Genomic DNA, 275 nt, shown 5'->3' on the forward strand with positions numbered 1-275 from the left:
GTAACCAAGCAGATTCGCCGCGCGGATGATATCCCGCAGCTGCTGGTGGATCCGATGAAGAGCATGGCGGCCTTTATTGTGATGGTGTTTCCGCTGTCGCAGTTCGTGGCCTTCTTCAACTGGAGCAACATGGGCAAGATTATGGCCATCGGCCTGACCGATGTGCTGGAGAGCGCGGGCATCAGCGGCGCACCGGCGTTTATGGGCCTGGTGTTCCTGTCGGCGTTCCTGTGCATGTTTATCGCCCGCGGGTCGGCGATCTGGTCGATTCTGGC

Annotated in this window: 1 protein-coding gene; it reads left to right on the forward strand. The window is 59.6% G+C overall.

Going from position 1 to position 275, the window contains the following annotated elements; translation table 11 throughout:
• Positions 1–275: AbgT family transporter (locus KVT28_RS25060; RefSeq protein ID WP_217550863.1), on the forward strand; the 275-nt coding region annotated here is incomplete at both ends.

This window comes from Pantoea sp. GbtcB22 (assembly GCF_019091025.1).
Classification (GTDB): Bacteria; Pseudomonadota; Gammaproteobacteria; order Enterobacterales; family Enterobacteriaceae; genus Pantoea; species Pantoea leporis.